We start from the raw sequence: 26,078 nt of genomic DNA, 5'->3' as shown, positions 1-26,078 counted from the left end.
CGCAAACAGTTCGATCAATATGTCAATATCCGTCCCATCCAGTTGTTGAACGGTGCGCCTTGTCCTATTGATAACGGAACGAAGGAAACGATTGATATGTTGTTCATTCGGGAAAACAGTGAAGGTGAATATGCTGGGGCTGGTGATTGGTTGTTTAAAGGTAAGCCGGAGGAAGTGGTGTTGCAGACGGGGGTGTTCTCTCGTAAAGGAACGGAGCGGATCATTCGGTATGCATTTGAGACAGCTTCAAATCTTGGAATACCGTTGTTGGATTCGATTGAGGAACTATTGGTGACGAAATCTGTTATTGAGCTTGGAGATTTGATAGAGGACGTACTGAATAAAATTATGATGACGATAAAATATGAATATTGGAATTCACATTTATCCATGGCCGTAATTTCTTTTCGTTACAGGTAGGCTCTTTATAGGCACGACTTCAGATTCGATTGTTCCTACTGGAGAAGACGTTCTTCTCTTACGATACATGCATGTTGGGCTTTATATTGAGTGGTTCGGGTTATACTTTTGGTGCCGTAGACCATCTACTGCACCAAAGCACAGATCTTTTTCATGATACTATCCACACCTACCTACTGCGTGGATAGTGTTTTTTAGCTATTTCTTGCTTGAATCCTCTTTTAAATATTTCCTGCACGTTGTTGACTGTGACATATGCCTCTTCATCTATATGCTGTAAAATACGTCTGAGGTGAACGAGTTCTGATTGATTGATGATTAAATATAGAATATCTTTCTTTTCCAATGTGTAGCCGCCACGGCCGTCTAGAATCGTGACACCTCTTCCCATCGTAGTCAGTAGCTCCTGTCGAATTACTTCCTGGTGATTAGAGATTATCATTACGGCTTTGCGATCATCTGCTCCATCCACAATTTTATCAATCACAATGGCGCCAACATAGACAGCTACTAATGTATACATAGCCTTTTCTTTACCTATAACGTAAACCGAGAGTAAGATCACTGCGATATCAATGACGAGTATGGATTTACCTACACTCCAGCCCAGTAATTGAGACATCAGCCTAGCTAATATCGTCGTTCCTCCGGAGGTTCCACCGACTCTAAAAATAATTCCAAGCCCTCCACCAACGAATACCCCCGCAAACAGCGCAGCTAGGAACGTATCATTGCTGAATTGTACTCCCCAATTGACGGTCAGTTGCAAAAATATCGACATGAACACCGTTGTGATCAGTGTATAGACAAACGCCTTTTTGTCTAAAAACTTATATCCTACTAAAATTAAGACTAAATTCAAAACAAGACTTGCTACTGCGGTTGACCAGTTGAATACGTAATGAGCAATAATGGAAAGACCAATCACACCACCTTCAGACAGCATGTTAGGAATAGCGAAGTAGTTAATGCCAATCGCAAAAATTAGAGAGCCGGAAATCAATGCTACATAATCAATCCATCTTTGTTTCATTACTCCACCCTTTCGACTTCATCATGCAATTAATATGATTCATATGGATGTGTTGCTATAAACATGAAATAGTCCCCACCGATTGTAAGATGAGGACCATTAGATGTTAGACGTTTATCTTGCGTCAAGACAAGAAGTTTTCTTTACCCTTTAAAATTATAAAGACGTTAATTAGTTGTTGTAGTTAAATCAAGAATAAACACACCAATTCAATAGTGTTTTCGCTACCCTGTTCATCTTCTACTCACTAATGTATCAATCAATACTTTTAGAAAACGACAAGACGGATCGCATTAACAGTTCCATTCTAGGAAGGAATGTATCCAATTCCATATACTCATCTACCGCATGCCAGTTGCCGCCTACAGGTCCCATTGCACATATAGTAGGGATTCCAATTGATGAAGCAAACCCTGCATCCGCGGCACCTTTAGTTTTCTGCTCAGTTATCGGCAGTGACATTTCCTGAGCACTTTTTTTCACGATTTCATAAAGATGCGCAATTCCATCGTTATATTCCATCGGTAAGATACTCACTCCACCTGATAAAGTGCTTTTCGTTCCTGGGATATACGATGTATTTACAATCTCTTCAATTCCTTTATACAATTCATCGAAGTCTTCCGTTTTCCAAAATCCTGAATGAACAGTAGCTGTTGCATGTGGCGATACCATATTATTACTGACACCGCCCTTAATAATGCCAATATTAACGGTTACGTCCTTATCATTATTCATTAGTTCTTTAATTTTGATCATCTTCAACGCAAGTTCATCATTCGCGCTAATTCCGTTCTCAATGAACGCACCGGAATGGGAAGCCTTTCCTTCTACTTCAATTTTTAGATGTGCAGACCCTTTTCGCGCGGTAACAACCGAGCCATCAGGACGTCCTGCTTCGAGATTGAAAACAGCCAATGCATCTTTAGCCCTTTCTTCAATAACTGCCCTAGAGATTGGAGAACCAATTTCCTCTTCCGGTGTAAATAAGATTTCAATATCGCATAAGTCTTCAGCAGCAAACTCCTTAAGTGCTGTTGCTGCATAAATCATTGTAACTAGGCCAGCTTTCATGTCTGAAACTCCAGGTCCGCGCAAAAGATTCCCCTCTACAGCGAAGGGTCTTTCCTTTGTCGTTCCATCTGGATGAACGGTATCCATGTGACCCATCAATAAGATTTTTCCGTCTTTCGGACCTTTAATCGTAGCGATTATATGGTTTCCGAATTCCTCATTTTCTCTTACCTCATAAGGAATATCTTTACTATCCAGCAACCCCATAATCTTCGTGGCTACATTATTGACTCCTACTTTATCGTAAGAAAAACTATCCGTGTTTACAATCGACTTAAGAAAATCCAAAGCCTCTTGTTCATTTTCTGCTAGGTAATCGGTAAGCTTTGTCATTACTTGAGTGCTCATCATTCAATCACTTTCCTTTTCTAATTTCCTTGTTAACGTATACTTTTTGAATTCATTAAATATAATTTTTCCGAAGACGAGGATTGTAATGACTAAAATGACCGCACTTACTGGTCTAGTGAAGAAAATACTTAAGCTTTCTTGGGACAATAACATAGACCTTCTGAAGTTCGTTTCTGCAATAGGAGCTAGAATCATCGCTAACAGTAGAGGTGCTAAAGGTAATTCGACTTTTAGCATCACATATCCCAACAAACCAAAAATCAGCATAATCATTACATCAAACATTGAATTTGCGATAGAATATGAACCCAATACACAAAGTACTACAATAACAGGCATTAAAATCCCTTCAGGTATACGCAGTAACTTAGGGAAAATCTTAGTGGCACCGAGCCCTAATACTAGCATGAAGATATTCGCTACAATTAAAGCCATGAAAATCCCATAAATTACATCAGCATTTGTTGTAAATAGCATCGGTCCTGGCGTTAGCCCTTGAATCATCAATGCACCTAGCATTACAGCCGTGATAACATCGCCTGGAATACCTAATGTCAGTAGAGGTACTAATGCTCCACCTGTTACTGCACTATTAGCAGATTCAGTTGCAGCTAAACCATCTACGTTTCCTTTTCCAAACTTTGTTTTGTCTTTCGAAGCACGCTTCGCTTCATTATAAGCAACGAAAGAAGCCACACCTGAACCTGTTGCCGGAATAATCCCTATAAAAGTTCCAATTACTGAAGAACGAAGTAGGTTAAACCAGTTTCTTTTTAAATCGGATATTTTCAATCCGATGGAAGTAGATCCAATTTTACTCCTGAGCTGTTCACCCTTTCCTTCCACCCTTGTTAGGACTTCCGAAATGGCGAATAATCCAACCAACGCAGGTACAACATTAATTCCATTTAATAAATCTACACTGCCAAACGTAAATCTTTCTGTTCCTTTTACCGGATCTAACCCGATAGAAGCAATGAATAAGCCTATTAAACCTGCAATCACACCTTTTAATAGTGATTTACCTGAAACACCTGCCACTATCGATAAGCCAAATAGAGCTAAAGCAAAGTATTCAGGTGGTCCGAATGTCAGGGCAAATTTCGCTAATTGCGGTGAAATTAGGATTAGTACAACACAACTGAATACTCCACCGATAACAGATGCTACTGTTGTCATAGTCAAAGCTTTTTTTGCTTCGCCATTTTTAGTCATTGCTGGCCCTTCTAACAACGCTGCCGCTGCTGCCGCCGTTCCAGGTGTTCCTACTAGGATTGCAGTGATTGATCCGGCGTAGACAGCCCCAACATATACCCCTAATAAAGCACTAAATGCGACTACAGGTGGTATACCAAAGGTGAGAGGTATTAATAGCGCAAGACCCATTGTCGCTGTGAGTCCAGGCAATGCTCCAAAAACAATCCCCAGTGCAACTCCTGCTAAGTTAGCAAGGAGCGCGGCTGGTGCCAAAGCGAATAGTAATCCTGCAAGAATTTCTGGGGACACATAATCCCCTCCTTTTTAAAGTTTAAGGTAATGGAATTTTGAAAAGGAAAGTAAACACAAAATATAAAACAAAAGGTAGTAGTATAGATGTTGCGATCAAGACGGGAATCTTCCGAATTCCAAATAACCATTGCCCAATAAAGAGGAATATGATGGTAGATATAATGAACCCCGCAAGAAAGAACAAAGCAATATAACCAATTAACAAAAGAATGAAGAAAACAACTCCAAAAATCATCTTTCCACTAATCGTTATTATTTCTGTACTGCGTTTGAACCTCAAGATTGCGGTCAAAAGTAAGAACACAGCTGTAATCATCAATAGAAGAAATATTAATCTCGGAAAGAAATCCGGTCCATACTTAGTCGTAGAATCTACTGCTAACTTTGCTGAATAAAAATAACCAATCACAGAAAACAACAATATAACGATACCTGTAGAAATATCACTAACTTCTTTTTTCATAGATTCCATACCACCTATGTCGTGTTATTTTAATTTAACGACTGAATTACTTTTGCATTTTTTTCGTTTTCCACTAATACTTTCTCTTTAAATTCATCAGAGTTCAGGTATTTAATTGGAAGTCCTGCATTTTCAAATTGATCTTTAACTTTGTCTTCTTCCAATGCATTTTTGATAGCGTTATCCAATCTATCTACGATTTCTTTAGGTGTATCTTTAGGTGCCATAAAGCCAAACCACGCACCTTGACCGACCAATTCATAGCCCAATTCTTTGAATGTAGGAACGTCAGGCAAGCTTTCCAATCTTTCATCTGTAGTAACAGCTAGAATTTTCAGTGCATTATTTTCGGCGTGAGGAATAATCTCAGAAATAGTATTAACAGCCGCAGTGATATGATTGCCAAGTAGCGCACTAACTGCTTCTGCTCCTCCATCGAACGGAACATGCTCCATATCCACATCAGGAAGTTGGTTCAAGAAATCAGAAGTAACAACATGTTGGTGCAATCCAGCTCCTGTAGTTCCATAAGTAGCTTTACCAGGGTTCTCTTTTGCAAATTCCAATAAATCGTCCAAGGATTCAATACCTGAGTTTGAATTAACAGCTATGCCATATGGCGCCTCGGAAATTTGTGATATCGGATAAAAATCTTCGGATACGTTATATCCAACTTCATTTGCATTTGGTGTCAATGTAGATGGACCTACAGCTGTCAAAATAATAGTATAGCCATCTGGTTTAGAGCCTTTTAGTGAGTTCATACCTGTCGCACCAGCTGCCCCCGGCTTAGATACAACATTGACCGTTTCACCCAGTTGTTCTTGAAGTGATTGGCCGATCAAGCGCGCTTGTACATCCGCACTACCTCCCGGGCCATATGGTATTATCAAACTAATTGGACGTTTTGGAAAATCCGAACCACCCTTTGAAGCGCTTTCATTTCCTGACTCCTTATTACAAGCAGTTAGAATAACAAGTGCCAATGCAAGGAATAGCACTGCGAACCGTTTACTATTTTTCATCATTTATTTCCTCCCTATTTCCATTTTAAGTTTAATTTTCTACCTTTTTCGCCATGAATTACACAATGAGCTTTCAGAAGATTTAAACATAGTGCTATAATATATCTATATCTTATAAATGTAAAATATATATCAAGTGTATTCTATATATCTTTTTCCTATATAGAAATAGAGGAGATTATTGAATATGAATATTCAAAAACTAAAATACTTTATAGCAGTCGTTGAATACGGAACCATTTCCAAGGCTGCTATAGCACTCAATATCACGCAGCCACCGTTAAGTGCATCCATTAAAAGCTTCGAGGAAGAACTCGGCGTTGATTTATTCAATAGAGTTGGCAAAAGAATGCATCTAAACACTACCGGTGAGTTGTTGTATGAACGTGGAAAAGAATTACTAGCCTCTACAGAAATAATTACTCAAGAAATTAACGAACATCACCAAGGTCAGCGGGGCCATGTCACAATAGGTTGTTCAACCATTGCCAATCTCACTATTATCCCTGAGGTAGTCCATTATTTTAATAAACGAGACATTCCAATAACCATTCATGTTAAAGAAGGAAACGCCGCTTATATTTTAGATCAAATACGTCACCATAAATTGGATATAGGTATATTACGTAATGTGTTTAATAAAGAAGATTTACATACAACAGCTTTACTGTCAGAGCGATTGTTAGTCGCCCTTCCACCATCTCATCCTTTAGCAGGTAATACTTCAGTTACATTGGATGAATTAAAAGACGAGAAATTCTTTTTGCAACATACTACTTTTGGCCATGGAATCTCAGATGATATCTTGGAAGAATGTTATCTTCGTGGGTTTAATCCTAACGTCATTTATTGGGGAACTGAAACACTACCTATGCTTAGTATGGTAAAGAGAGGCATGGGCATAGCTTTTTGCCCGGAAGCCTTTTCAAAATTAGAGGGATTCGATCCTCCTCCACTTTTAGAGTTATCTGATCCAGTTATTAATACAAAACTAAATTTGGTGATATCGAAAAACAGTGTAAAGAAAGCTGCAACAGAACATTTTATTAAGGTTACTAAAGAAATTTTAAAGGATATGGATACTCACTAAATATATTTTATATATAGGATATTTACAAAATCATCCGAAAAACTGAATATGCATCCCCCTTTTTAAATGATAGTCTAATAATGAATATACAATCACAAAGAAAAGAGTGACCAAATGAACCCTTACAAAATAGCCGTAATCTCCGGAGACGGAATCGGCCCAGAAGTAATTGACGAAGGTATCAAAGTAATGAAACGCGTAGCTGAATTGGACGGACGACTCTCCTTCGAATTCACCCACTTCCCATGGGGCTGCGAGTATTACTTAGAGCATGGACAAATGATGGCGAGTGACGGGATGGAGCAACTTGAGAAGTTTGACGCGATTTATTTAGGCGCGGTGGGATTCCCTGGAGTACCTGACCATATTTCGTTATGGGATCTACTATTGATCATTCGCAAACAGTTCGATCAATATGTCAATATCCGTCCCATCCAGTTGTTGAACGGTGCGCCTTGTCCTATTGATAACGGAACGAAGGAAACGATTGATATGTTGTTCATTCGTGAAAACAGTGAAGGTGAATATGCTGGAGCTGGTGATTGGTTGTTTAAAGGTAAGCCGGAGGAAGTGGTGTTGCAGACGGGAGTGTTCTCTCGTAAAGGTACGGAGCGGATCATTCGGTATGCATTTGAGACGGCTTCAGATCTTGGGAAGACGCTGACTAGTATTAGTAAAGCCAATGCGTTGAACTATTCGATGGTTTTCTGGGATCAAGTATTTGAAGAAGTAAGTCTAGAGTATCCGCATGTGGAGACGGCAAGCTACCTGGTCGATGCGGCTGCCATGTTGATGATTAAAAATCCGGCACGATTCGAAGTGGTCGTTACGTCGAATCTATTCGGTGATATTTTGACGGATTTAGGCGCTGCACTAGCTGGAGGAATGGGACTGGCTGCTGGGGCGAATATTAATCCAGAAAAGACGTACCCTTCTATGTTCGAACCGATTCACGGATCGGCCCCTGATATTGCAGGTCAGCATATTGCGAATCCGTTAGCGGCTATTTGGTCAGCTAGTCAAATGTTCGACTTCTTTGGATTCGAGGATTTGGGTAAGTTGTTGCTGGATTCGATTGAAGAATTGTTGGTGACGAAGTCTGCCTTGACACCGGATTTAGGTGGTAGTGCTTCGACTATTGAAGTGGGCGATGCGATTGTGGCATTAATTGAATCGAAGTATGTAAATAATAAATAGTTAATATAAAAAGGTGCTATTTTGCCAATAGCACCTTTCCTTAATAAATCATTATGTAAGATACCTACTTAAATTGTACTCATCATCCTTTTGTAGTCTTTCCCCCAATCTAACTTCTTCAATTTCTCTAAATCCACTTCATACATATTTTTATACGTACGCGCAATGTCTTCGACTGGCGTTTTTGATCCATAGTACAGAATGTGAAAGTCATCATCGCGGTATTGGACAACAAATACGTCGTCGAACTTCTCGAACGTATTCTTATTAAATACTATAAAGCTATTACTTTGTTGAGCAGTCGTTTTGACGCTAATCAACCGCCCTTGGCTCACTACGTCGAAGCCATGTTGATTCGTTTCACGGGCGAGTTGTCCGTCCGTCATCATGGCACAATACAATTCGCCAATCCTTCCAATCAGATGGCGTAATTCTGTTGGTTGGCACGACAAAACTTGTAACTCAAAACGTAATACACGAATATATTCTTCATACAAATTCTTAATCTGTTCGGGACTAATCGTATCGCGATTCTGCAAGTCTGCTGGATAGAGTGTTTTCACCCCATCCTTCCATTCCCCAATCACTACTTCTTCCTGCGTGCTTTTTGACTTGTGGAAAATCATTCCTGTGTATTTGGCATATTCTCCAATGTACTTATACGTACTTTTCGTTAGGTACACGAATAGATGTTTAGTAAATGTAATGCCATTATTAAAGCGGTTATAGCAAAAATCTGATGGAATTACGCTACTTGGATTTGTACCATGCATTAATTGAAGTTCGCGCTTCAAATCACCCGCAGTAATAATATCCCCTTCTCTTCCTTCCAGCACTTGCTTCATCTGATCATAAATTTTCAATGAATTCCCTCCCTAAAAGTGTTTTCGTTATACCGATGCAAGTGAAAACAGCAAAATCCTTACTTCTCGTTGTTTTCACTAATGACCCAATTCGCTGTCCTAGAAGGAAATAAATCCAACCAGAAAATCTATTTATCTGCTAGCAGAATTATATGCGCTATCGATAACCTATCTCACTAAAAATTCTTATCCTTCGAGCTGTTCAATACGCTACCGATCCAACGTTTCTTTCGTAAGTAGTAATATAACCCCCACGTAGACAGAACGATGACGAGAATTGCTCCTACATAGCCATATTTCCAATCGAGTTCCGGCATAAATCTGAAGTTCATTCCCCATAAGGCACCCCAAGCGGCTACTGGTGTGAAGAGCATGGTGATGACGGTCAATGTTTTGACGATTTCATTGCCTCGATAGGAGGAGATGATCGATTCAAGATCGACCAGTTGGCCTATTTCTTCGTTGTATTCTCGGATCGTTTGGCGGCAACGTCGGATACGCCGACAGGTTCGCTTGTAGAAATTCCCTTCCATGATGTCGTCTCCGAATGCTTCCACTGTGGCTTCTTGAATTTCCATGAACGGAATGACGAGGTTTTTCCAAACTAGAATTTCGAACCGATTGTCCATAATCTGTTCAAAGACCGGCTCATCATTCTTCGCTTTGACGCTCCACAGTAAATCATGCATCCGGTCTTCAAAGCTATCGATTTCTTGTAGGAATACGTTCGTAATTTCTCCGATGAGCACCATGAACCCTTCGATGGCATCCTCTGCTTTGTCCATGTATTTCAGTACTTGCTGTTTGGCAGCACCTGTGAAGAACGCTGTATCGATCCCCGACGTTAGAAGGGTATCTTTTGTAAGGTAATAATGAAGGATGGTCTTTTCGCTGCGGACTTCAACGTTCTGGGAATAGACAACGGAGCCCCACATCGATTCCTTCCCCTCTTCAGTTCCGTCCATTTCCAAATTGCTGTTTTGACGTTCGTTCAACGACATGGCCCAGCGTTTGCTGGCAAGTGGGATATCCGGGGACTCGTTAATCTCCTGTTGAGTGGCTGCATCAATGCGAACCCATGTCCAATTATTATACGCAAGTACAGGTTCCATCATCGGACTACCCCCTTTTTCTTTCTAACTTTCCTTGTTGAGAAACAAATTAAACATTTGAGCGCTAATTCCAAGTCCTTCACTTTCACCGCATCACGATAAACGTTGAGTTTCTATTAAATAAGCAAATTTCTCTTTCTGAAGTAAACATCAGTGATCTTCACTAGAGACACTTTTTGCTCTTTTAAAGAAGAATAAAGCTATTCCAAGAGTCAGTATATCCGCAAGCGGAATCGCAAAGAAAATTGAGAAAGACGGGCAGATTGTGAAAATATCATATTTCTCGAAGATAGTCGGCAAGATGATCACAAGTGGTATGACGGAAACGACTTGTCTCGTTACTCCGATGATGACGGCTTTCATTTCGCTACCTGTCACTTGAAGCAGCGTCATGATTGTATACGTCACGCCGAGAATGGGAAACGTGATGAAGATCACTTGGATGATCGACATGACTGAGTCGATGATTGCTTGATCCCCTGTGAATAGCACGAGAATATATTTTCCTACTAAGAATACGATCGCTGTGATTCCGATTCCGTAGAAGAAACAATACTGTACGGTTTTCTTTACGACGAGAAGTTTTTTATCTTCATCGCCTTTTCCATTGAAGTACGCAATGATCGTTTGAACGGCTTGTGTGATACCAATGATTGGCATCAATAGTAGCATGTACATTTTATTGGCAATATTCCACATCGCGATATGTGCATTGCCGCCTACTGTCAGCAACTGATAATTGACGATGAATGCGGTTATGCCTGCTAATAGTTGAATCGTCGTTTGGGCAAATCCGATTTTGAACATATTATACGACATCGTGATAAACGACTTTGGTGAAATGGGGTTAGATGTAAACCAGTTATGGTTTTTCACGAGATACATGACAGCCAGCAGCGCGCACACTACTTCACTAATGAGTGTGCCGAGTGCGATCCCGATCATTCCGAGCTCTAAGCCGAATGTCAGGATGGCGTTACCTACTACGTTGATGACAACAGATAGAACGATGATGACGGCTTCCGCTTTTGGATTTCCGAATGCGCGTATGACACTTGTTAGCGTATACCCGATCGCACTGAATATATTACTGATTATGATAATGCGTAAATAATCTTGCGCCAGTTCGTATACTTCCGCCTCGGCACCAAGCATCGACAATATGGGATGCATGAATAAGTAGACGAGGAATGACGTACTGGCGCTGACGACGATCGTCATGATGAAGCCACTCTTGAAATAATTATTCAGTTTTGTTTTGTCGTTTCGACCTAAGTATGTAGAGATCATAATAGCTGTAGAAATTGCAAACAGTGTTTGAAGTGCTACAAATACCGCCATCAGTGGGGATAATAACCCCATTGCGGTCAATGCACTTTCACTTTGGCTACCTAAGTGTCCCGCAAAGGAAGTGTCCACGACCGCTGTCATCATTTCTATGAGTAAAGAAAAGATCGCTGGAATGGAAAACGTCAGGATGAGTCTATTAATTGATTGGCTTTCATATACGTTATTTTTCATTGGATATCCCTCCGAAAATAACTATACCAATCGTAATAGGACACCTAATGTCTTATTTGAAAATGAACTGTGTATGTTCTTTGTAAGAAATAAATGTTCTTTCAAATTCTATTTCCGTACACTGCGCTTCTTTAATTGTAGAGATGTCAATCAATAGATAGTCCACGTCGTAAGCGTATAGGTATAATCCTTCCGACCGTAATACATAACTAATCGGCGCGACTAAAATCTGCTCGTCACCGCATGTAACTGCAAGTAGTACTTCTTCATCCAAGCAATGATTGATTTTCTTATATACGCTTTCGGTCATATCTATTTTTTCTCCTGTAAAATCCACAACGAAATAATCATTTGCATCCGTCTCCAATAAATCAACCAACTCCGGTGAAATAAGAGCCAGTTTTTTCATGACTTGATCTTTATTTCGGTTTGAAGAGATGCTATCGTACATCGACAATGCAATGGTGATCGTTTGCAAGTCTTCATTCGTGAAGAAGCTTTCGGTTAATTTATAGCTCTCTTCTATATAGATCCCACCTTGATTTCCTTGCTTACACGTTACGGGGACGCCCATCATAGATAATTTATCCACATCTCGCTGAATCGTTTTGACACTCACTTCAAACATCTCGGATAATTCTTTATGGGTTACTTTTTTCACTTTCAATAAATACAGCAATATTTCAAATTGACGATTCCGTATGACACTCCCTCCAATCTTTTCTATATTAGTCCTCTATGTATCGTAGCTTTTCTTATTATGTAATGAAAGTAATGAACGGTGTATTCACAAATAAAAAAACGCCACGGCATCTATATACCACGGCGTTTGATTTCTTCTTTAAGTAGTTCAATAAATGCTGGCTCTACACGTATTTTCTCTGTTCGCTCATAGGCTTCGAGTAATGCAGCGTTTGATAAATTCAGCATAAGGGGCACCTACTTTCTACGTAGTTTCAACTTTGTTTGTTTATGATACCCCTTACGTACAGCATGTAAACCATTAAATGAACTTATTGTATATTTATTTTGTAAACACATAGACATTTGAAGTAAAAGCATTATATTGGAAATAAATCTTTGCGATTTAAAATATAGTGTACTAATTTCCTACTTACAAATGCATTAAATATACTAAAGTTTCACTTAATTACAACACTTTATAGTGACTAAGATGTTATAATAGAGTTCGTAATCATGAGAGGAGTTTTTCATATGACATATTCGGTCCATAAAAATAAGGAAATGGAACTGACGAAAGGCATAGAATCTTTACTAGTCGGCCACGTAGTGTATACGTACACAGACCGCAACAAATATATAGAACATGCTACTTCCTATGTAGCTGAAGGATTGGATAAAAACCACATCATTTTATATGTCGATCAACCCACGAGTTTCGCTGCAGTTAAGGAGAATCTTCGAAATGCGGGTTATACGGAAGAGCAAATGGATCATATTTATTTTGTCGATACCGATATGGCATATGAAACGCATGATAACTTTAATGCAGAAGCTGTTTTAAAGAATTTAAATGACTTTTTTGATCCGCATATTATAGAAGGAAATGTTCTCCGCGGGTGGGGTTTGGTGACGTGGCGGCCTCAAAATATAAAAACATTGATTCCTTCTGTAGCCTTACATGAACAAAATTTTGATGATTTTTTCTCTAGAGTCGCGAATATCACGAAAAATTACATCAATGTGTGCGCATACGACAGTTTATCTTTATCCGGTTCGCTCTTGACTGAACTTTTGCAAACGCATGAATACCATATGACGGATACCAATTTCTTACCTTCGCATTTGTATAAAAAACAACCTGTTCCGTTCACAGGAATATCCACACAACTGCAGTTGGAAAACGAATTACGAAGCCATGATACACGTAGAGATAAATTGGACATCACTGGAAAATTAGCTTCTATTATCGCCCACGAACTTCGCAGCACACTTACTGTCGTTCAAGGACGTTTACAGTTATTTGATTTAACTAGTGGCGGTCAGAATGAGGCCAGTCAAGTACATCTTGACGAGATCAAAAAAGGATTAAAAGAGATTGAGCAAACCGCATCTGAATTTCTATCTTTAGCTGAATCGCATGTAGAAGATCAAAAAACCATCAACATTACAACGTTAATCGAACAAGTTAAAGCTCAAATGGAATCGGATATGGAGATGAAAGCCATTGACATCCATATGGACTCCGGTCATAACGAAATGCTGATTTTCGGCGATGCACTGAAAATAAGACAAGTGTTTATTAATTTAATCAAAAACGCGATCGAAGCTATGGAAACGGGAACCATCATACTCCGTGTGAAAGATGATCTTGATCACGTGACGATCGATGTGTGTGATAATGGTCCAGGCATCCCCGATGAGATCCTACGTCAGATAGGTGATCCATTTATGTCTTCAAAAGAAGATGGAACAGGGTTAGGATTGTTGATTAGTGAAAAGATTGTTAGAGAACATAACGGAAGCTTATTGCTGCAAACTCAGATTGGTAAAGGGTCCACCTTCACCATTCACTTGCCGAAATTAGAACAGGAATGACTTGCAACGAAAAAGAAGCTGAAGCCAGTTCGGGCTCCAACTTCTTTTTATTTTGCGATTTTATGAATCCTTTTCAAGCTACTTCATTCAAATAATAACATTCAACAATATACTCAACGTCACCACACTCAACACTGTAGAGAACAAGGTAATCGTCGAGACCAGCTCGGGTTCCGTGTCAAATTCAATTGCGTACATCGTCGTCGTGGCCGCTGTAGGCATTGCGGAGATAATGATGAGGACGGTACCTACTAAAGGGTCCACGTTTGCGAATAGTACGAAAATGAAAGCGAGTATCGGCGCTATGAACATTTTCAATACGACGCCTGAAATGACTACTTGCCAGTTTGGCTTCTTGCTCATGACGGATCCAAGTTGCATGCCGAGCATGACCATCATGACAGGAATTGCTGCATCCCCTACCATGGAAGTCGCAGACATAATGGATTCGGGTACGGTTATCTTAAAGTACTGGAAAATGAAAGCGAAAATCGCGGCATAGGTAGTCGGCATTTTGAAGACCATTTTAACCGAGCGCATCATGCCACTCGTACTGCGCGATGCATAATAGACACCGAAGAAGTTGTTTTGGAGAGATTGGATGACCATGATGAAGATGGCATACGGTAGCGCTTTTTCTCCTAAGCTGAACAACACCACGGGCAAGCCATAGTTTCCGGAGTTCATGAAACCCGTCGCCAGTATCGAGGCGCTTTCTACTTTTTTATCCCATTTGAGGATTTTCGCCAACACTTTGTTCAGAAACACCATGGCGTAAAAAAGTGCGAACATGTAAATCAAGATCATCGTATAGCTCGAATTAAAATCCGCCTTATACAACGAAGTAAAGACGAGCGCTGGTGTTAGTATGTAAATGGAAAGAGAGGAGATCGATTTGATATCTAAGTTTTTGACTCGTTGTAATAAGAATCCCACTGCGAATACTGCAATGATCGGTAAAATCACCGTGAAAAATAAGCCCATTTGTACACCTCTAATGAATAGTATCTTCTCAGCTGCTTGTATATATGTAAATACATTTTCTACTCTACATAGATAACCTACTTAATCTATATTAATAGTAATCATGTCAATTGTCTCTCTATTTGGCATAATAGTTTTTATTGGAAACCAAGATTGCATGCAAAAGACGTTACCTCCCCTGTTTTGAGAGATAACGTCTTTTACATTAGGTTCTACGAATGGCGACTGCTTCATCATGTGTTTCTGTAATATACTTCGCGATTTCTGATTGTTCTTCCGTCAATTCAGTCAGCGTCGCATTTAACTCCTCTACTGTTGCCGTACTTTGTTCCACTACCGCAGCAAACTCGACTGTATGCTTGCGGATTGTCGATGTCCGACCCGTAATGATGTCAAACTCCTGTATAAATTCGGTCAACTCGTTTTGCAATGCGGACATAACGTGGTGCAACGCCACAAAGGATGCACTTGATTCATCCGCCACACTATTTTGCATCGTCAACTGCTTCAATCCTTCTCCTAGCTTATTCACAGCGATTGCGTTCGTGCTATTTAACTCGACTAGGTTAGTATCGATTTTCTTCAACGTTCCATCTGTCAAACCAGCAAGTTTACGGATTTCATCCGCAACTACCGCAAATCCTTTACCATGTTGTCCTGCACGCGCGGCTTCAATCGATGCATTCAACGCTAATAAATTCGTTTGCTCGGTAATTTGTTTGATTGAACTTGCAAATGCATTCGTCTCATTAATTTTACTCGTCAGGATACCGAACGTATTATTCAAATCCGTAAAGAATTCCGCGAATGTATCAAGACTGTCTTTTAACTGAGACATATGTGCAGATCCTTGCTCTGCTTTGGTGCCTGCGTCATTTGTTTTATCACCAAGCACTAAAAGCCCTGTCGAAATTTCTTGAATGGCTTCATGTGTTTGTTCCGCGTTTTCAGCAATCTCTGAAATATGATCGGCTTGATGTTGACTGCCTGAACTCACTTCGTTGACCGCCTCTAACATTTCGCGTTGCGAAATCGTGGATCGTTCAGCATTCGTTTGAAGATATGCCAAATTAGACGTGATTTTCGTGACTGCCGCATCGAGTTTCTCAGAAAGCGCGTGTTCTTCTTCGGCTTTCTGCGACGTGAGTACGAGAAGTTCTTCTACATGATTAAAGACACGACCGTTCTGTCTCACTAATAAAAACAAAGAAAGTGCGACGAGGAAATGGAGGAGCAGAAGATTGGAACCGCTTCCATTTATTAAGTCAGGCGATATGAAATACACATGGTTAAAGATCATTGCGATCAAACTCAGTACATACGCGTAACCCATGATCAGCATTCTCCCATGAACGGCACCTAGCACTAACACGAGATAAATAACACCGATTGTTCCTAAGTTAGCACCCGAGAAAAGAATGAGACTCATCGAAATACAGAAATTCAAAAAGATCAAGATATAAGGGAATTGCTTCGTAATCAATCTTGATTTACCCATCACTACAAAAAACAGCAGTGCGATCACGAATGGTATGGCAACTGATGTAATGATGATTGCAGTCGACTGAAGAATGACTTGTGCAATGAGTCCAAGACCGGCAGCTAGTCCAAAAATCAGCGCCATAATCTTGTTTTTTTTCATCCAATCGGTTAATTTCAGTTCTTCTATCTTCATTTTACATGCTCCTTTGATAGCCGATTGGCCTATGAGAGTTAGGGAAAGCCCTTATGTAAAATGTACCATTTATAGGAAGTTATATATATGGGCATTACGATTCAATTATATTAATATAACTTATCAATATTCTGGCTGGAACCGGTATCATGTCCCTATACTCTCTCGATACTATCTGCAGCCCATTCTAATTTCTATGTATATATGTAGACTTCGTCATCAGACGCCCCCTTTTCCTTCGACTTTGTCACGTTAAGATGGAATGTAAAAGTTTCGTCTTGGGTAGAATAACAAAAAAGAAGGGCGGAGGGGCTGGATTGAGAGACTTGTTGTTTATCTTTCTCTATGCAGGGATCGTCGGGATTGTCATCGAGATAGCAGTCGTATTGTTTGTGATGCGGCACTCATCAAGAAGAATTTTTCAGACATGTTGTCTGAGGACGATATGTTGTAAGGTAAAAAGGTCCTGTTAGACGTATCTATCATACAATCCTTCCAACTCCGCATCCGCTAAGCGCTCTAAATAGTCCACTGAATAAGTTGATCGTAGACAGATAACTAAGATCAAGATGCCACGTTGTTCCTTGCTCATGCCCCCACCATTCGATACAAAATCCGCTCTCCTGCTTTCGCGTGACCGACATACGCAGGATACATGAGCACGTCTTTCTTATGATCATACAAACTTTCTTCAACGCCTGTATCTGCGAACGTCATCGAGTTGATCATCAGTCGGTCTGCTCGCGTAATTTTGTGCTGATTTTGACGGAACAGCTCTTCGTGTAGCCGGTACGCATCGAGCGAATGCTCTGCTAAGTAGAACACGTACCAGTCGTTTTCTGTATCCATGACGAACAACTTCACCTTGCCGATATCCAAGATGTTCTGCTCCATCATGCGCTGTACTTCTGCTTCGTCGAATTCGATACCTTTTAATTTTTCACTATCGTCTTGTAAAGTGATTTGGTTCGTCATGAGCGCCCAGTAAATACTGTGCGCCAAGTGTGATAAATCAATTTCGAATGCGTATTCCAACATATCTTTCACTGTGATCATAGGTTAGCTCCCCCTTTATATTTGTTTTCATCGAAATCGTATAGCTTGCCAGTTTCTTTGCTGTAGATGGTGGTGATCGTACCGGTCGGACCATTGCGGTGTTTAGCAATTTCAATTTCCAGTAGGTTCGTCGGGGCTTTTTCTCTTTCGTAGTAATCTTCCCGATAAAGAAGCGCGATGACGTCAGCATCTTGTTCAATATTTCCTGAGTCACGTAAATCACTCATGACGGGATGTTTGTCGTAACGCGTTTCAGATGCTCTTGATAGCTGCGATAGAACGACGACGGGACAGTCGAATTCTTTTGCCATCGCTTTTAATTCATTGCTAATCTGCCCGATTGCTACCGTTTGATTGTTTACTTTGCCTTCAGGACGAATGATTTGTAAGTAATCGATGAATATAATCGGTCGTTTGGTCGGATTCGTTTTGATGATATACCGTGCTTTTGCTTTGATTTTTCTAACGGTTAAAGTGCTTTGATCGTCAATATGAATACCCCCACCGTTCAAGTGATTCAGCGTTGGTGTCCATCGATCTTTTTGTGGTTCGGTGAAATATTTATACGGATTGCGCATTCGTAAGCGATTATATTCACCTGTCGAAGCGATCATTCGGTCAATCATTGATTTACGACTCATTTCAAGTGAGAAGATGATCGGCATATGTCCATCTTTGCTGGCTTGTAGTGCGAAATGGTTTAGCAGATCCGTCTTTCCCATAGATGGCCGAGCCGCCACGATGATGTATTCACAGCTTTGGAAGCCGTTTAGGATTTTATCCAAATCGCTAAGTCCTGTCGAGATGCCAGGCTCAGTTTCATCCGGCATGAACGGTCTTTCATATTGTGCGAGTAGATGTTCCGTTAAAGTAGTCGCTTCTCTACAGCTATGGAGTTCTTCCAGTTCCCCTAAAGCATGCAGTATGTCATCAGTGCTCCAATCATGCTCAATCGCTTGCTGTAATATCCGTGCCGTTTCTCGCTTTTTCCATTGGTCAATAATCATCTCTTCGTATTCATCAAAACGTTCGACATTCGCAAATCGTTTTAGCCCATATACGTAATTGACTCCTCCTAGTTCGCTCGGTTCTCTCCTTGTCAGAACGGTAATATAGTCTACCGGTTTTCCTTCCTGCGCCAATTCCCGCATGACCGTGTAAATTGTTTGATGCACATGCCCCTGGAAGAATCTCGCTTGCATGTGGCTATCAAGAATTAAATAATTTTCCTCAAACATCGCACCTAGTAAGCTTTTTTCAGCAAGTTCGTAACTCATATGCATTCTCTCCTTTTTCAAAATCTAATGTGGGTGACACATAGGCTTCCAATACGATCGATCGAGCCATTTCAGCTGGGGCTTCATTTAAATAGTTTTCAAATTTCTCTGCTTTAAATAATGTCGATGGTTGTAAGTAGTGGCGGAATTTTGGGTGATGGAGCCATTGCGCCGCCTTCGTATCAATCACTAGTTTAAAATCGTCTAGTGTGTAGCCTTCTGCGATACGCTCAAGGAGAAGGTCCATCGTCGTATTCGTATTGTGCTTGAATCGCTTGAATGCTTTTTCGTTTAAATAATCAATGACAGAAGAAATAGTGGCGAGATCCCTCTCGCTATATCTCTTATTCTTTGTAGTTTGTTTAAGTTCTTTGGTTATTGCTGGGAGCATTATGTTCTCCTCAGGCAGACGTTTTTGTTCGACTCCATCGACCGTTCCCGTCTGCTCGAAGGGTACAAATTCGCCGCACGTCTGTGACAGCTTTTCGTAATCAATTCGATACCATTTCGTGCGATCCATTGGCATTTTATCTTATTACCAACAGAAGACTCCCGTTTCAAGGAATGAATCGGGCACGGCCCAATGAGTAAGCAGGAGATGAATGTCGGTTGCGCTAGCCAAAAAGTGTATCAGTCTGCTATAATGGAAACATACGTTCCCTAATGATGGAGGTGCACTTCATGCTGATCCACAAAGCGTTTCGGTTCCGAATCTATCCAACGAAAGAACAGCAGGTGTTGATCGCCAAGACCATTGGCTGCAGCCGGTTTGTCTTTAATCACTTCTTGTTCAAGTGGGAACACACCTTTAAGGAAACCGGCAAAGGACTTTCTTATGGCATCTGTTCTGCTGAATTAACGCAATTAAAAAAGCAAGAAGATACGATTTGGTTGAAAGAAGTCGATAGTATTTCTCTTCAGTCTTCTTTGAAAAATCTAGCGGACGCTTTTGAAAGGTTTTTCAAAAAACAAAATGCTTTCCCACGCTTTAAATCGAAAAATCATCATGTTCAATCGTACACAACCAGACAAACAAACGGCAATATCGCCATTGTCTGTCATGCGATTAAACTTCCTAAGCTCGGTTTGGTAAAGCTCGCCAAAAGTCGAGAAGTAGATGGACGAATTATGAATGCGACCATCCGACGTACTGCCACTGGAAAATATTTTGTATCCGTCTTGGTGGAAACCGTAATGTCCGAACTGCCCAAGACTCACTCTGTCGTAGGGATAGATGTCGGATTGAAGGATTTCGCTGTCTTGTCAGACGGAACGGTATACGAAAACCTAAAGTTCTTTCGCTCGATGGAGAAAAAATTAACGAAAGCAGAGCGGATTCTTTCAAGACGGAAGGAATCGGCTCGTAAAAGAAAGTGTCTGTTGAGCGATGCGAAAAATTATCAGAAACAACGGATCGTAGTCGCACGCATTCAAGAAACTATCGCCAATAAAAGAAAAGATTACTTGCATAAACGATCAACCGAAATCATCAAAAACCACGATGTCATCGGAATCGAGGATTTGCAAGTAGCCAAACTGCTCAAAAATCCCAAATTGGCGAAAGCAATAAGCGACGTGAGCTGGTCACAGTTTCGTTCCATGCTTGAATATAAAGCGAAATGGTATGGCAAACACGTGGTAGTCGTTGGAAAAACATTTCCTTCCAGCCAGCTTTGTTCGGGATGTGGGGCTAGAAACCAAGACGTGAAGCATCTTGCCTTGCGTGAATGGGGCTGTCCGAATTGCGGATGCCATCATGACCGGGATCTGAACGCAAGTATAAACCTTAAAAACGAAGCCATAAGACTTCGAACCGCAGGGACTGCGGGGATCGCCTAATCCATAACTAGTGGTTACGCTGGTGTTCTTAGGAATCTCCCTCTTCTAAACGTAGTGAAAGTGGGAGTAGTTCAATGTATTCAGAAGTAATGATCAATTGGTCCGTTTCCAGTTTTCTCACTAGCCTCTTCACCACATGCATCTTCCAACACGGAAATTCATGCGTCCACTCTTCATATGTGTTATACACCCATCTATGACCGTCGTTACTATTTTTAGATATTTGCAATCGGTAATGCAGTTGCTGTAGAAACAGCGCTTCATTTGTACCCACAATTGCTGCAAACTGTGGGGAGAATGGTATTTTGATATGTAGGCTATTTTATTTCATTATTCTGTGCCTCCTGTGTAGTTGCTTGATGATTTGTTCTTTCATTAGTCATATAGAAGAATTATTCAAAAAGGATACTGCTTTTTAAAATTTAATTTTTACTTGTTTAAATTCGCGCACAAAAAAAGAAGTTACGGCTCGTGTTTTGAGCTGTAACTTCTTTTTTTGCATGGTTTTTTGACCACTTTTAGTTTTTACTGAACTTTATTTCCAATTCACTGTTGGATTTTTCGTTACGCAATCTATATGCACATTCGTTTTAACCTTTCCACCAAATGTATGATTGGAACCAAATGCGACGTGAATCGTTTCATAGGCTTTTTCATCTTCAAGAATATTGCCGGTTAAACGAGCTGCGTGATTTGTTCCAATGCCTAGTTCGCATAAGTATCGTCCGTCTCCATCGCCTAGCAGTTCCAGCAATTTCTTTCCGTCCTGTCCACTAGCGGCGATTAAGCGACCTTTTTCTATCGTTAACACAATAGGCTCCGCCACTAGCCCAATACCTGAAATGGATCCGTTTATTTCGATTGTTCCTTCTGCTTCACCTTCAAGCGGTGCAATATATGCCTCACCAGATGGCAGATTGCCAGACGCCGCTTGTCCACGGAATACCCCTGTACTCGGCACTCCATCACGCCCGTTTACTGGAATGACTAGCTCATGTGCAGCTCCCGTTTCAATAGTGACCGTATGGGCATCTGTTAATTTGTCTGTCATACTAAGCGTTTCTTTTTCCACACGACTGTAATCTGCAGACATCGCACCATGTAAAAACATATCTTCTGTAATACCTGGCATTGTGATGACGCTGATTCCATGAGTATTGGCATTCTTTCTAGCGACTGTATGTGTCAATGAATGTTTCGTTAAACAGAACACTAAATCATATTTCAACATTTCATCTGCAGCTTCTTGCGGTGGTTCCTCTCCAGACCTAGTACGATCTTCCATAAGATACGTGCGTACTTTCCAGCCATCCTTTTGCAGCGCATCTGTAAACTTCTTCCCCAACTCCTCAGTACTCATATCCATCAGCACCAAAGCATTAATGTCTTTTGTCACTTCAAAGTTATTTACCATTAACGTAGAAACTGTTTGTTGAAAATTATTCATTCTGCTACACCCTTTCTTTTTGATAAATATACACTATATAACACAAATACTAACGCAATAAACGTTCCCGCCCCTACTGGCTCATGCAATAGGAAATAGCCTAATAAGATTGTCGTAATAGGCATTAAATACGTAATCGATAGCGCAAAAATGGCTCCGCCTGACTTTACTATATAATAAAACAATAAATTTCCTATGCCCGAGTTGACTCCACCTAGTAAGAGAAACCAATAGAAGTTTTGGCTGTCTGTAAATCCAGATAGACTGTTAGCATCCACTGCCAACATTATGGGACCTGAAAAGAGAATACCAGCTGTCATGGAACAAAGAGAAATCGTCACAACCGAGTACTTCGCTAAATACTTCCCTGTTAAAACTGATGATAAAGCATAAAAATTTACCGCTAAGAGTAGTACAACAGCACTTCCTATTTGGAAACTCTTCGTCTCCGCTGAACCAATAGCAAAAGCGATAAAGATTCCTATAAATCCAACTATGACACTAAGAACTGCAGGCCTTTCCACTCGTTCTCTTAGTAAAAATATAGTGATTAGCACGCCAAATATTGGACCCGTTGCATTTAATACAGCACTGATCGTCGTGTCTAAGTTCTGCAAACTGATGCTCATGAGTATCCACGGAATCCCTGCACTAAGTAAAGGGATTCCCAACAGTAGAGGAACCACGTCCCATGTAAACTTCCCTTTTCCTTTTTTCATTAGATAAAAAGGCAATAACGTCAGCGCACCGAATAAGCAGCGATAGAATACAATAGACACGGGATGGAAGTCTGGCAGCAATAGCTTGGTGAAATAGAATGTCGAGCCCCACAGTATACTGAGCAAGAATAAAGCGATAATTGGCATGTTACTACCCCCCATGTAAAAAAGACCCGGAAAACCGGGTCTATTCAGACACAAACTCAGACAGGATTTGGGAAACCAATGTACGCGGCAAGGTCACCGGTAGCCCACTGCCCTTTACAGCCTCCAATTTATGTTCTTCACCATAGCCCATGCAATCAAGTACAATCATACTTGCCCCTTGCTCTTGCAGTGCAAGGGCAGCACCTGCGATATCACTTTTTTCATAGGGTGATGCCACTTCTGTAAAGAATTTCAGTCCTTGCTGATTCCACTTCGCCAGTAATTTCTCTCTTTGCTCTTCTAATGGAATGATCAGCCCGATTGAGCATGATGGTGATATAGCGCTAACCATTTCATTTAGCACTTGATCCGGATAGATAATAGGTCGTGTCGTGCGCAATGTTGGGAAATCACCCGTACATAACATTAATGTAATATCCGTTTTACTCTCCAGTTCGGTTAATTCTTTTTGCAATAAAGGAAGGAGTTTGCTTTTCCCAATTTTCACGGACTGACCATTTCGCATTCTGGAAATATAAGTTGTATCAGTGTCATCAGGTTCAACAGAATGAATAGTTTCGTCCGTCAAACTGTCCAATCCCCCACTTTCTATAATGGTGACGTCTGATCCCAGAACGGATTGAATAAATGGCGTCACATCTGTTCGCGGCGACTGTCCGATTGTCAAAACACCTACGATTTTCTTTGTCATTTTTCTTCATTTCCTAATGTTTGAAGATGCTTCATGGAACCATATAGCATTTCCAAACGTTCGAATTCTTTTTTATCGTAGAGTTCTATTTGACCTCTTGTAAATTCTTTAGCAATTTCGATCGTAAATCGGACTGCTTGCGCTACGTCCACTTCATGACTTGCACCCGTTCCGCTACCTGGCACAGCCGTTTTAGCAGTGATTGCCACGCCTACAACAGGTGCATCGGTTGCGACTGCAGGCTGTAGAATACTGTTGATGTGATATACATCATTTCCGTAAGGTGTAATATCCTGCGTCGTCACTGCAAATGTTACAGGTAGGTCCCCTGTTGTCATTTCCATGATTCGTAGTAACTCATCACTAAATTTCAGAACATAGCCTGATTTCACAGTTGGCGATAGTGCAATACCACGATGGTTAAATACACGATTTCCTTTTGTAGTGTCGATGGAAACTACCGCATCCATCTCAGGAACTACTTCATATTGGTTCATCGTTAGGATATCTACAGGTGATCCCATGAAATCTACTGGTTCGTGTGGTTGTGTAGGCGCAGTTGGACAGATATGTGTAGTGATAATGACATCACCAGGTAAACGGTCGCCTTTTACTGACATATTAGCGAGTTTCACGCCTATCGTGACCGCGGCCGCTGCTCCATCTCCATCTGATACAAATCCTATTCTGTGAGGACGGGCACCTATTCCACCTAAACGACCAACGATTCCTAGTGTTCGAGCTTTTCCACCGCTAAGCTTACCTTCTGTTCCTCTGACAACGATTTTCACAAAGTCTGTAGAACCTTTAGCGCCTGTAACTGTTTCATAAGAAGCTTCACAATGTTCAAATCCCTCGAATAGATCGACTACTTGTCTCCCGCTCGCATTGATATCATCTAAGATTTCCATAACGTCCATTGTATATTTTAATGACATAGGTGATCATCCTTTTCAAATAATAGTTTTGTTAATAATCGGTTCAATCACACGTAATAATTTTTCATTGAACATCGTTGAGCTTAATTTTAAATGCTCTTTCGGTACCGAAATTACTGCAATCTTCATTCCTTCTTCTAGCTCTGCACTGACAACAGGCATTCCTGTTTCTGAGTTAAATGTCATAATGAGATCAGGGAATGTGCCTTTTCTTTCGCCATTCATTTCCACTGTCATGTATTCATTCCAAAATGTCATTTCAAGATCATCTACCTGTACAAAACCGACGTCAAATCCCTTTACTGCTTGTAAGTCAAATCGGCTGATTGTTCCTGAATGAATGACACGACCTTTTAAATGTGCAGCTACCGCTTCAATTCGATCAGGACCTTCTACTGAGAAGAAGACTTCACCAAGTTCAATGGCTTGAGAAATGCCACCAACCGCGGCATGTTCTTTAATATGACTAATAGATACAGGGTTTCTGCAAACCCCTACCATGCCACCTGCTTCTACCGAGACTGACCGCACAACGTTGGATGAAATGTCCAGCGTACTAGAGATGACACCTTCTACTCGTCGATCCCCTTCACCACCCGCAAATGCTTGAACGGACACGTAGTCTTCCTCTTCTGATAAGTTCAGAGATCCCATGGAACCAGTTGGGTGAGCTCTACCGTTGCATGGTGCATCCAAGAATGGAAGTCCCGTTGCAGCTGCTTGAAGCCAGCCATTTATAGTGGTGGCAGCCCCATTTTCATTTGTCATGAGTGCTTTAATCGGCCTTGAAAATTCTTTCTGAACCCGTTCTACTGTTGAGACAAGCTGTTCACTGTTGATATACACATCTCTTGCGGAGGGTGCACCAACTAGTGATACACATGCAACATAATCTTCATCTTCTAATTCATCTATCGTGATAAGTTGTGGAGAGCCGAGAGTAAAGGCTTGCTCTGTTTTTTCTAAACCATCTGAAATCCAGCCACCCCCACCTCCGCCTAAAATACAGCCTCCATACACTCCATTAATTGCATCAGCTTTTGTAAGTGTTCGTATCGTCACAAGTA

The 26,078-nt window shown here is 40.7% G+C and carries 26 protein-coding genes; 5 read left to right on the top strand and 21 right to left on the bottom strand.

The genetic code is table 11. The features are described from left to right. The coding region (locus CSV76_RS17695; RefSeq protein WP_255406936.1) for an isocitrate/isopropylmalate family dehydrogenase at window positions 1–420 on the top strand (420 nt) is incomplete at its 5' end. Between the two features lie 169 nt (window positions 421–589). On the opposite strand, the gene CSV76_RS09780 is transcribed toward CSV76_RS17695, so the two are convergent. The 5 genes from CSV76_RS09780 to CSV76_RS09760 form a co-directional block, all read right to left on the bottom strand. Then, window positions 590–1,453: a YitT family protein gene (locus CSV76_RS09780; protein ID WP_099625464.1), complete on the bottom strand. Its 864-nt coding sequence runs from the start codon at window positions 1,451–1,453 to the stop codon at window positions 590–592. A gap of 255 nt (window positions 1,454–1,708) precedes the next feature. Further along, a complete protein-coding gene (locus tag CSV76_RS09775) occupies window positions 1,709–2,860 on the bottom strand; it encodes a M20 family metallopeptidase (protein ID WP_158232783.1) in 1,152 nt (383 codons plus the stop codon). 18 nt (window positions 2,861–2,878) lie between these two features. Next, window positions 2,879–4,384, bottom strand: a complete 1,506-nt coding sequence (locus tag CSV76_RS09770; protein WP_099625462.1) for a tripartite tricarboxylate transporter permease — start codon at window positions 4,382–4,384, stop codon at window positions 2,879–2,881. A gap of 22 nt (window positions 4,385–4,406) precedes the next feature. Beyond that, the gene (locus CSV76_RS17975) at window positions 4,407–4,850 is read right to left on the bottom strand and encodes a tripartite tricarboxylate transporter TctB family protein (RefSeq protein ID WP_158232782.1); all 444 of its coding nucleotides are present in this window, start codon (window positions 4,848–4,850) and stop codon (window positions 4,407–4,409) included. 29 nt (window positions 4,851–4,879) lie between these two features. Beyond that, entirely contained in the window at window positions 4,880–5,875 is a 996-nt protein-coding gene (locus CSV76_RS09760; protein ID WP_158232781.1) for a Bug family tripartite tricarboxylate transporter substrate binding protein, read from the bottom strand. A gap of 187 nt (window positions 5,876–6,062) precedes the next feature. Here CSV76_RS09760 and CSV76_RS09755 point away from each other — a divergent pair, with 187 nt between their 5' ends. Both CSV76_RS09755 and CSV76_RS09750 read left to right on the top strand, forming a co-directional pair. Further along, window positions 6,063–6,965: a LysR family transcriptional regulator gene (locus tag CSV76_RS09755; protein WP_099625459.1), complete on the top strand. Its 903-nt coding sequence runs from the start codon at window positions 6,063–6,065 to the stop codon at window positions 6,963–6,965. Between the two features lie 114 nt (window positions 6,966–7,079). Then, complete coding sequence (locus tag CSV76_RS09750; protein WP_099625458.1) at window positions 7,080–8,162, top strand: tartrate dehydrogenase; 1,083 nt, start codon at window positions 7,080–7,082, stop codon at window positions 8,160–8,162. A 68-nt stretch (window positions 8,163–8,230) separates the two neighbouring features. Here CSV76_RS09750 and CSV76_RS09745 read toward each other — a convergent pair whose 3' ends face one another. The 5 genes from CSV76_RS09745 to sda all read right to left on the bottom strand — a co-directional run bounded on the left by CSV76_RS09745 (window position 8,231) and on the right by sda (window position 12,588). Next, window positions 8,231–9,025 carry a DUF7225 domain-containing protein gene (locus CSV76_RS09745; protein ID WP_099625457.1) on the bottom strand — a complete coding sequence of 265 codons (795 nt, stop codon included), beginning with the start codon at window positions 9,023–9,025 and terminating at the stop codon, window positions 8,231–8,233. 176 nt (window positions 9,026–9,201) lie between these two features. Further along, window positions 9,202–10,140, bottom strand: coding sequence for a magnesium transporter CorA family protein (locus CSV76_RS09740; RefSeq protein WP_099625456.1), 939 nt, complete (start codon window positions 10,138–10,140; stop codon window positions 9,202–9,204). Between the two features lie 147 nt (window positions 10,141–10,287). Continuing rightward, the gene (locus CSV76_RS09735) at window positions 10,288–11,658 is read right to left on the bottom strand and encodes an MATE family efflux transporter (RefSeq protein ID WP_099625455.1); all 1,371 of its coding nucleotides are present in this window, start codon (window positions 11,656–11,658) and stop codon (window positions 10,288–10,290) included. Between the two features lie 52 nt (window positions 11,659–11,710). Then, window positions 11,711–12,340, bottom strand: a complete 630-nt coding sequence (locus CSV76_RS09730) for a helix-turn-helix transcriptional regulator (RefSeq protein WP_255406938.1) — start codon at window positions 12,338–12,340, stop codon at window positions 11,711–11,713. A 131-nt stretch (window positions 12,341–12,471) separates the two neighbouring features. Continuing rightward, window positions 12,472–12,588 carry a sporulation histidine kinase inhibitor Sda gene (sda, locus tag CSV76_RS09725; protein ID WP_085427983.1) on the bottom strand — a complete coding sequence of 39 codons (117 nt, stop codon included), beginning with the start codon at window positions 12,586–12,588 and terminating at the stop codon, window positions 12,472–12,474. Window positions 12,589–12,873: 285 nt separating this feature from the next. Between sda and CSV76_RS09720 the strand changes: the two genes are divergently transcribed. Then, entirely contained in the window at window positions 12,874–14,217 is a 1,344-nt protein-coding gene (locus CSV76_RS09720) for an ATP-binding protein (protein WP_158232779.1), read from the top strand. Window positions 14,218–14,304: 87 nt separating this feature from the next. On the opposite strand, the gene CSV76_RS09715 is transcribed toward CSV76_RS09720, so the two are convergent. From CSV76_RS09715 to CSV76_RS09695, 5 genes are all read right to left on the bottom strand, one after another. Continuing rightward, window positions 14,305–15,201, bottom strand: a complete 897-nt coding sequence (locus tag CSV76_RS09715; RefSeq protein ID WP_099625452.1) for an AEC family transporter — start codon at window positions 15,199–15,201, stop codon at window positions 14,305–14,307. A gap of 205 nt (window positions 15,202–15,406) precedes the next feature. After that, complete coding sequence (locus CSV76_RS09710; RefSeq protein ID WP_099625451.1) at window positions 15,407–16,876, bottom strand: methyl-accepting chemotaxis protein; 1,470 nt, start codon at window positions 16,874–16,876, stop codon at window positions 15,407–15,409. A gap of 588 nt (window positions 16,877–17,464) precedes the next feature. After that, on the bottom strand, window positions 17,465–17,932 hold the full coding sequence (locus tag CSV76_RS09705) for a hypothetical protein (protein ID WP_099625450.1): 468 nt from the start codon (window positions 17,930–17,932) through the stop codon (window positions 17,465–17,467). Then, a complete protein-coding gene (locus CSV76_RS09700; protein WP_158232778.1) occupies window positions 17,929–19,209 on the bottom strand; it encodes a replicative DNA helicase in 1,281 nt (426 codons plus the stop codon). Before CSV76_RS09700 ends, CSV76_RS09705 begins: the two co-directional genes overlap by 4 nt. Then, the gene (locus tag CSV76_RS09695; protein WP_158232777.1) at window positions 19,190–19,729 is read right to left on the bottom strand and encodes a conserved phage C-terminal domain-containing protein; all 540 of its coding nucleotides are present in this window, start codon (window positions 19,727–19,729) and stop codon (window positions 19,190–19,192) included. The genes CSV76_RS09700 and CSV76_RS09695 overlap by 20 nt, the downstream gene beginning before the upstream one ends. 161 nt (window positions 19,730–19,890) lie before the next feature. Between CSV76_RS09695 and tnpB the strand changes: the two genes are divergently transcribed. Continuing rightward, entirely contained in the window at window positions 19,891–21,048 is a 1,158-nt protein-coding gene (tnpB, locus tag CSV76_RS09690) for an IS200/IS605 family element RNA-guided endonuclease TnpB (RefSeq protein WP_099625447.1), read from the top strand. Between the two features lie 28 nt (window positions 21,049–21,076). Here the strand turns inward: tnpB and CSV76_RS17125 are convergent, their stop codons facing one another. The 6 genes from CSV76_RS17125 to CSV76_RS09665 form a co-directional block, all read right to left on the bottom strand. Then, window positions 21,077–21,277: a hypothetical protein gene (locus tag CSV76_RS17125; RefSeq protein WP_158232776.1), complete on the bottom strand. Its 201-nt coding sequence runs from the start codon at window positions 21,275–21,277 to the stop codon at window positions 21,077–21,079. A gap of 306 nt (window positions 21,278–21,583) precedes the next feature. Continuing rightward, entirely contained in the window at window positions 21,584–22,495 is a 912-nt protein-coding gene (locus tag CSV76_RS09685; protein WP_099625446.1) for an aminopeptidase, read from the bottom strand. Beyond that, the gene (locus tag CSV76_RS09680) at window positions 22,492–23,361 is read right to left on the bottom strand and encodes a DMT family transporter (protein WP_158232627.1); all 870 of its coding nucleotides are present in this window, start codon (window positions 23,359–23,361) and stop codon (window positions 22,492–22,494) included. Before CSV76_RS09680 ends, CSV76_RS09685 begins: the two co-directional genes overlap by 4 nt. Before the next feature lie 40 nt (window positions 23,362–23,401). Next, complete coding sequence (locus tag CSV76_RS09675) at window positions 23,402–24,073, bottom strand: AroM family protein (protein ID WP_099625444.1); 672 nt, start codon at window positions 24,071–24,073, stop codon at window positions 23,402–23,404. Further along, window positions 24,070–25,011: a DUF1177 domain-containing protein gene (locus tag CSV76_RS09670; protein WP_099625443.1), complete on the bottom strand. Its 942-nt coding sequence runs from the start codon at window positions 25,009–25,011 to the stop codon at window positions 24,070–24,072. The genes CSV76_RS09675 and CSV76_RS09670 overlap by 4 nt, the downstream gene beginning before the upstream one ends. A gap of 15 nt (window positions 25,012–25,026) precedes the next feature. Next, the gene (locus CSV76_RS09665; protein ID WP_099625442.1) at window positions 25,027–26,073 is read right to left on the bottom strand and encodes an S-methyl thiohydantoin desulfurase domain-containing protein; all 1,047 of its coding nucleotides are present in this window, start codon (window positions 26,071–26,073) and stop codon (window positions 25,027–25,029) included. Window positions 26,074–26,078: the final 5 nt, after the last annotated feature.

Source organism: Sporosarcina sp. P17b (assembly GCF_002743115.1).
Taxonomy (GTDB): Bacteria; Bacillota; Bacilli; order Bacillales_A; family Planococcaceae; genus Sporosarcina; species Sporosarcina ureae_C.
Note: the sequence above shows the minus strand (reverse complement) of the source record. Positions and strands in the feature narration are given on the sequence as shown.